5 protein-coding genes are annotated in these 7,157 nt (G+C 68.3%); 2 read left to right on the top strand and 3 right to left on the bottom strand.

Annotation, left to right across the window (positions count from 1 at the left end):
• Both VF794_RS23280 and VF794_RS23275 read right to left on the bottom strand, forming a co-directional pair.
• The coding region (locus VF794_RS23280) for a DUF2381 family protein (protein ID WP_331113953.1) at positions 1-350 on the bottom strand (350 nt) is incomplete at its 3' end.
• Between the two features lie 131 nt (positions 351-481).
• The gene (locus tag VF794_RS23275; RefSeq protein WP_331113951.1) at positions 482-976 is read right to left on the bottom strand and encodes a DUF6968 family protein; all 495 of its coding nucleotides are present in this window, start codon (positions 974-976) and stop codon (positions 482-484) included.
• A 1,632-nt stretch (positions 977-2,608) separates the two neighbouring features.
• Here VF794_RS23275 and VF794_RS23270 point away from each other — a divergent pair.
• Complete coding sequence (locus VF794_RS23270) at positions 2,609-5,425, top strand: pitrilysin family protein (RefSeq protein WP_331113949.1); 2,817 nt, start codon at positions 2,609-2,611, stop codon at positions 5,423-5,425.
• A 1-nt stretch (position 5,426) separates the two neighbouring features.
• On the opposite strand, the gene VF794_RS23265 is transcribed toward VF794_RS23270, so the two are convergent.
• Positions 5,427-6,443 (bottom strand): Rpn family recombination-promoting nuclease/putative transposase, encoded by a 1,017-nt coding sequence (locus tag VF794_RS23265; protein ID WP_331113947.1) that lies wholly within the window; start codon positions 6,441-6,443, stop codon positions 5,427-5,429.
• A 198-nt stretch (positions 6,444-6,641) separates the two neighbouring features.
• Here VF794_RS23265 and VF794_RS23260 point away from each other — a divergent pair.
• The coding region (locus VF794_RS23260; protein ID WP_331113945.1) for an FAD-dependent oxidoreductase at positions 6,642-7,157 on the top strand (516 nt) is incomplete at its 3' end.

The following is a 7,157-nucleotide window of genomic DNA, read 5'->3' as shown; positions in this document are numbered from 1 at the left end:
TCCACCAACGTGGGGTGGGAGACGAGCGCGAGGGTGGCGTACGCCGGAGTGCCGCCGTCCTTGTAGCGCACCCGCACGATGAGCCGCTCTCCGGGGGCCGGCTCGACAGCGAGTTCGAGGGCGATGGCGTACTCGCCCACGTCCACCAGCGTGAAGCGGGTCGCCCGCCCCTCCACCTCCAACGAGGCCTTGTCGATAGGGGCGTTGAAGCGCAGGTAGGTGGTGACCCTGGCCGCCACCCGCACCTCCGGCACCGGCTCGCCGGGGCTGCTCGGGACGACGACCTGCCGCTCCTGGCGCTCGCGGGCCGCGGGCGGGAGGTGCTGTGCCGCCGCGGCCCTCCCCATCATGAGGAGCGCGAGCGGTAACCACGGGAGAAGTCGTGCCAGGGGGGAACACCTCCAAGGTCCACCCTAGCAGATGTCGCACCCGGGGCGACCCATACCCGGTTGCGTCTTCTCTTTCAGACTCGGGTACGCGGTCAGCGCCGAGGCCGCGAACTCCGTTTCCTTCCGCCCGCCGGCTCGGACGCCGCCTGACGGCTCGCGGCTTCGAGGCCTCGCGCGAAGCGCTCCGTCTCCCGCTCCACCAAGTCTTCCAGACGCCGGGTGAACCTCGGTCCGAAGAGGTCGGGAACCACCTTGGGGAAGCCCAGCCAACCGTCCTGCCCTCCTTCCCACTCCAGGCTGTTCTCATGTGGGGCGAGCTCGAGGCGGATGGCCTGGAGTGCGTTCTGGAGGGCCTGGATGGAGTCGATGCCCCAGGCCTCGTGGACTTTCTGGTTCCCGAGGCTCTCGATGGAGAAGGGGCAGAAGTAGTCGCCTGTCGTGCGAGCCTTCCTCGGCTTTCCGATGCGGATGCGCACGAGCGAAGCCTTGGGCTCAACGAAGGTCAGGGTCCGCTCGGCGATGACCGTTCCCAGCGCGCGGGGACTGGCTTTCTTCTTCGTGGCAGCTCTCTTCGCTCGGGTGGCCATGGGCGCTCGAACTCATTTCTTGCTGTAATGCAGGAAGCACCAGCCTCGGCATGCGGTCCCACTTACGAACTCCAGGCCCCAACATCCAGCCTTGAGCTTGGGATCGCGGATTGAGCGGCAGAAGCTTCTCAGGACTTCTCCACTTGCCGCACAGGCATCAAGGCAGCGGTTCAAGTTGGGTGGTGGTCCTGCCTGTTCTTCTGGCTGCTCCGTCCGAGTTTGTGGCGAGGGCATCGGCGCAAAGCACTTCTCCGGATGCTGCTCACAGTAGTCCGGCAGCGGCATGCAGGCGGCTGGATTCCTGTCGCATTCACCGCCACTTGAAGCGGCTCGAAGGCTCGTTCCTCGTAAGTGCATGCTGGGAGCACATCCCGTGAGCGCCAGGGTGACGGAGATGGCCGATGCAGCCCATACACCTCGCGGGCCGCGCCTAGTACTCGCGCCTTGCATATGCCCCCTACGCGGACACGAACTCCGACGTGCCCTGGTCAAAGACCTCTATGGACACCGCAGAATCCATAATTGCCCTGCAATGGTGCATAGAGACAGTCTGGCGCTCTGCAACGTTCACCAAGGGGCAGTATGCGGCGGTGATGACCGCAGAATCCAAAATTCCTGTCGCGCGCGCGCAGCTTGCAACCAGGCTCTCGACATGTGGGTGCTGTCGACTCCGAACTCACTTCGGAGCCGCCGGAATCAGCTACCTCCGCAAGCTCCATCTCAAGGTAATTCTCAGGTTCGGGGATGAGCCGTCCAGCTTCGACGAGAGCTGCTGGGTCGATGTCTCGCTCATTCATGAGTTCCCGGATGGCACGATCCACAGCTGTTGTTGATAGCTCTCCAATCCGTCCAGGGCGTACACGAGCAACCAAGTAGATGGTGGTCTGACGTGTTGCTGGCCACGGACCGTTGTTTCCAGCAACAACGTTGGAGCAGCAGAGTGCTTTGTTGCGATCCAGCGCTCCGATCACACGTTGAGCGGCTCGCTCCCAACTTTCATTTCGTAGTTGAGCGGTAGAACTGCGGAATACGGCTAGCGCGTGGGTGGAGGGCGCTTGGTCGAATTGGCCGAACCTATACCGCCAGCGGTTCCGAACATGATCCGCGGTCCGGCCTGAACGCCCCAGGTAGACCTCGACCTGACGCAATTCGCAGCCAAGAGCCTCTGGCAAGCCGTGGATGGCTCGGACGACTTCGCCTACGGCATCTCGCAGACTGTAGAATTCTGGAGCGCTGTCGATCGCATCCTGAAGCTCGTTGGTGCCGAAGGACTCAAGCTGATTCAACGGGAAAAGTTTTGGCATGGGCCCCCCTCCGAACCCACCGGTCGATAACGACTGGCAGTGATTGAAGATGTTACGGAAAGTACCATGCCTTAAAGCGGAGATGTTGGCCGCCTGCGATCAGCGGGCTTCATTCCCTACGGCCGGGTAGGTCACCCAACTTTTTGGGTCACCTCCGATTATCAATCGGGACGACCCTCACCCCGGCCCTCTCCCAGAGGGAGAGGGAGTCCGCCCGAGAGGCTCCCTGCTCCACGCCCCTCCCCGCTCCGTTCAGCCCTGGGCCTTCCCTCGGGATTCCGCCGCTCGGGAACATGGTCCGGGCATGCCCGGTTGGTAGCTTCCAGACATGGCCCTCCCCTCCCGCTTCCGACTCCTCGTCGCGGCCCTCCTCCTCGCCTCCGCTCCCGCGCTGGCGCAGCCGCCGGCCCCCGCTCCTTCCCAGGTCGCCCCCTCTCCCCGCTCCAAGGCGAAGGCCGGCTCGTCCGCCCCCTTCACGAGCGTCGAAGGCATCACCGAGTACCGGCTCGACAACGGGCTGCGCGTCCTGCTCTTCCCCGACCCCACCAAGCCCACCGTCACCGTCAACGTCACCTACTTCGTCGGCTCCCGCCACGAGGGCTACGGCGAGACGGGCATGGCCCACCTCCTCGAGCACCTCCTCTTCAAGGGCACCCCCACCACCCGCAACGTGCCCGAGGCCCTCACCCAGCGCGGCGCCCGCCCCAATGGCACCACCTGGTTGGATAGAACCAACTACTTCGAGACCCTCCCCGCCTCCGACGCCAACCTCTCCTGGGCCCTCTCCTTCGAAGCCGACCGCATGGTCAACAGCTTCATCGCGAAGAAGGACCTCGACAGTGAGATGACCGTGGTGCGCAACGAACTGGAGCGCGGCGAGAACGATCCCTCGCGCATCCTCTTCCAGCGCGTCATGAGCGCCGCCTTCACCTGGCACAACTACGGCAAGTCCACCATCGGCTCGCGCGCCGACCTCGAGCACGTCCCCATCGACCGGCTCCAGGCCTTCTACCGGAAGTACTACCGGCCCGATAACGCCATGCTCGTCATCGCCGGCGCCTTCGAGCCCCAGAAGGCCCTCGCCGAGGTGCGCAAGACCTTCGGCAAGCTGCCCCGCCCCGCCCAGCCCCTGCCCGCCACCTATACCGAGGAGTCCACCCAGGACGGTGAGCGCCTCGTCACCCTGCGCCGCGTCGGCGACGTCAGCGCCCTCTCCGCCGTCTACCACGTGCCCGAGGGCGCCCACCCCGACTTCGCCGCCCTCGACGTGCTCACCCACATCCTCGGCTCCGCCCCCTCCGGCCGCCTCTACAAGGCCCTCGTGGAGACGAAGAAGGCCGCCAGCGCCGGCGCCTTCAACCTCCAGCTCCACGACCCCGGCGTCCTCGCCTTCTCCGCCGAGGTCCGCGAGGGCCAGTCCCTCGACGCCGCCCGCGACACCCTCGTGAAGACCGTCGAGGAGGCCGCTCGCACCCCCTTCACCCCCGACGAGGTCGACCGCGCCAGGACGGCCCTGCTCAAGCACGTGGAGCTGATGCTCAACGACTCGGAGGCCGCCGCCATCCAGCTGTCCGAGTGGGCCGCCATCGGCGACTGGCGCCTCTTCTTCCTGCACCGCGACCGGATTGAAGCCGTCACCGCCGCCGACGTCTCCCGCGTCGCCGAGCAGTACCTCAAGCCTTCCAACCGCACCCTCGGCCAGTTCCTCCCCACCTCCAAGCCGGACCGCGCCGAGATGCCCGGCCGCGTCGACGTGGCCGCCATGCTCGAGGGCTACAAGGGCCGCGGCGCCGTGGCCGTGGGCGAGGCGTTCGACCCGTCTCCCGCCAACATCGAGTCGCGCGTGAAGCGCTCGCAGGCCGCGGGCCTCAAGCTCGCCCTGCTGCCCAAGAAGACGCGCGGCGAGATGGTCAGCCTCACCCTCAACCTGCGCTGGGGCACCGAGAAGGCCGTCTGGGGCAGGAGCGACGCCGCCGACTACGCCGGGATGATGCTCCTGCGCGGCACGAAGAAGCACAGCCGCCAGGAGCTCAAGGACGCCTTCGACAAGCTCAAGGCCCGCGTGAGCGTGGACGGCGGGGCCACCGGCGCCAATGTCTGGGTGGAGGCCCCGCGCCAGAACCTCCCCGAGGTGATGAAGCTCGTGGCCGAGGTGCTCCGTGAGCCCTCCTTCGACCCCAAGGAATTCGCCCTCCTCCAGGAGGAGCGGCTGGCCTCCCTGGAGTCCCAGCGCAGCGAGCCCAACACCCAGGGCCGCATCGCCTACGCCCGGGCCATTTCCCCCTACCCCCAGGGCCACCCGTACTACGCGGACACCCTGGACGAGTCGCTCGCGGGCGTGAAGCGCACCACCCTGGAGCAGGTCCAGGCCTTCTACCGTGAGTTCTACGGCGCCTCGCAGGGCGAGCTCGCCGCCGTGGGCGACTTCGATGCCGATGCCCTCCAGAAGCAGGTGGCCGAGCTGTTCGGCGGCTGGAAGAGCCCGGCCCCCTACGCACGCATCCCCGCCCAGCCGTACAAGCCGGGCACCCAGGCGCTCGTGCTGGAGACGCCGGACAAGGCCAACGCCCTGTTCCTCGCGGGCCAGGGCCTGGCGGTGCGCGACGATGACCCGGACTACCCCGCGCTGGTGCTCGGCAACTTCGTGCTCGGCGGGGGCTTTCTCAACTCGCGCCTGGCCACCCGCGTGCGCCAGCGGGATGGGCTCTCCTATACGGTGAGCAGCTCGCTGTCCGCGGGGGCGATGGACCCCGTGGGCTCCTTCTCCACCTTCGCCATCTACGCCCCGCAGAACGCCGGGAAGCTGGAGTCGGCCGTGCGCGAGGAGGTGGAGCGCGTGCTGAGCAAGGGCTTCACCGCGGACGAGCTGGAGAAGGCGCGCTCGGGCCTGCTGGAGTACCGGCGCACGGGCCGCTCGGATGACGGGGGCCTGGCGCGCACGCTGGCGGCCTACCTGTACTACGGGCGCACGCTGGAGTTCGACGCGGCCTTCGAGAAGCGCATGAGCGCGCTCAAGCCCGACGACGTGCGCGCCGCGCTGGCCAGGCACCTGGACTGGAAGAAGGTGACGGTGGTCAAGGCCGGAGACTTCGCGGGAGCGGAGAAGAAGGCCAAGGCCCCGGTGCCCACGCCGCCCGCGCCGTAGGCTATTGGGCCGGGTCGGCCAGCACGTCCGCGAGCGTGCTGGCCGTCAGGGCCCGATCGAACCAGTCGTCGAGGGTGGCCACGTCCGTGCAGGTGAGGATGCGTTGCCGGGCCTCGTCGGCCACGTGCACACCGCGCGCGGCGAGAATCCGCAGCACACCCTCGGCACGTCCCTCGGCACGCCCCCGCGCCAACCCCTGTTGCAGCCCCTGCTGGCGGCCCTGCTCGATGAGCTCCTCGCCGTAGCTTCGCATCAGCTCCTCCGCGTGTTGCGCATCCATCACCGAATGTAGCACCTGCCTCGCGGCTTCTCGGACCGAGCTGCCCCCGATATAGAGCAGGTAACGGACGACCATGCCGAGGTGCTCGGCACCGTCGGGGGCGGCCCGCACCTGCGCGAAGAGCGCCCTCCAGTCCAAGAGCCGCTCGGCCAGTTCGTCGGTGCGCCCGTAGCGCAGGGCCAGCCACGCCAGCCGGACCAGGGGCGGACCGGGACGCGCCTTCAGCGCCTCCTCCCGCTCGGCCGTCAGGTCATCCAGCAGGTACTCGAAGCGCGGCACCAGGGCTCGCCAGCGTTCCCGCTCCTCCGCCTCTTCTGGCAGGTCGAAGAGTTCCTCGACCCGGCGCGGCGCCGTCCAGGCCTCTCCCGACCCGTGATACATGACGAGCGGGATGATGACCGGTAGCCCTGTGCTCTCCGGATGCTCCTGGCGCCACTGCTCCCCCAGGCGCACCACGTAGCGCAGCATGCGCCACGCCATCCACCGATCCACCGAGGATTGATGCTCGAGCAGGACGTAGAGCAGCAGGGGCCGAGCCGTGCGCAGTCGGGCCGAGAAGAGCAGATCGCTCTCCGTCTCTCGCAGCTCCGGGTCCACCACGCTGCCCGGCTCCTGCCGCAGCGTTTCCCAGTCCACCTCGGAGACGACGTGCGAGGGCAAGAGGGCGCGCAGCTCGGCCGCGGCTCGCTCGGGGTGGCCGAAGGTGGAGCGGACGAAGAGGTCATGGGGTCCGGACATGCCAGGGGCTCCCCAAGCACGCGGCGGACCACGGGCACCTCCGAGGGAGCCGACGGCACCGTCCAGCTGTCCAGCCGAGCGGACACCCCCGCCCCCGCCCTCTCCCAGGGGGAGACGGGGCCTTGCACGGTGCTCTCGCTTGCCTTCGCGGACCCGGCGCGTGACATAGGGGCTTTCCCCCTCCCCTCCCCTGCCAACATGAAGCCTCGGTACGACGTCATCGTGGTGGGCCTCGGCCATGCCGGCTGCGAGGCCGCTCTGGCCTGCGCCCGCATGGGCCTGTCCACCCTGGGCCTCACCCTCAAGCGCGAGCGCGCCGCCGTCATGAGCTGCAACCCCGCCGTGGGCGGCACCGCCAAGGGCCACCTGGTGCGCGAGCTCGATGCGCTCGGCGGCGAGATGGGCCGGGTGGCGGACCTCTCGGGCACGCACTTCAAGACGCTCAATGCCTCGAAGGGCCCGGCCGTGCAGGCCAGCCGCGTGCTGTGCGATCGCGACGTCTACGCGCGCACCATGCAGTCCGTCCTCTGGGCCCAGCCCCACCTCACCGTGCACGAGGCCGAGGTCTCCGCGGTACTCGCCGAGGGCGGGCGCGTGGCGGGGGTGGTGCTCGGGGACGGGACGCGGGTGGAGGCGCGCGCGGTGCTGCTCACCACCGGCACCTTCCTCCAGGCCCTCATGCACGTGGGCGAGAAGAAGGAGGTGGGCGGGCGG

The sequence above is a fragment of the Archangium sp. genome (assembly GCF_036389735.1).
GTDB lineage: Bacteria > Myxococcota > Myxococcia > Myxococcales > Myxococcaceae > Archangium.
Note: the sequence above shows the minus strand (reverse complement) of the source record. Positions and strands in the feature narration are given on the sequence as shown.

Coding starts and splice junctions, on each gene's coding strand:
- VF794_RS23275 (WP_331113951.1), bottom strand. CDS start 976: ATGGCCACCCGAGCGAAGAGAGCTGCCACGAAGAAGAAAGCCAGTCCC.
- VF794_RS23270 (WP_331113949.1), top strand. CDS start 2,609: ATGGCCCTCCCCTCCCGCTTCCGACTCCTCGTCGCGGCCCTCCTCCTC.
- VF794_RS23265 (WP_331113947.1), bottom strand. CDS start 6,443: ATGTCCGGACCCCATGACCTCTTCGTCCGCTCCACCTTCGGCCACCCC.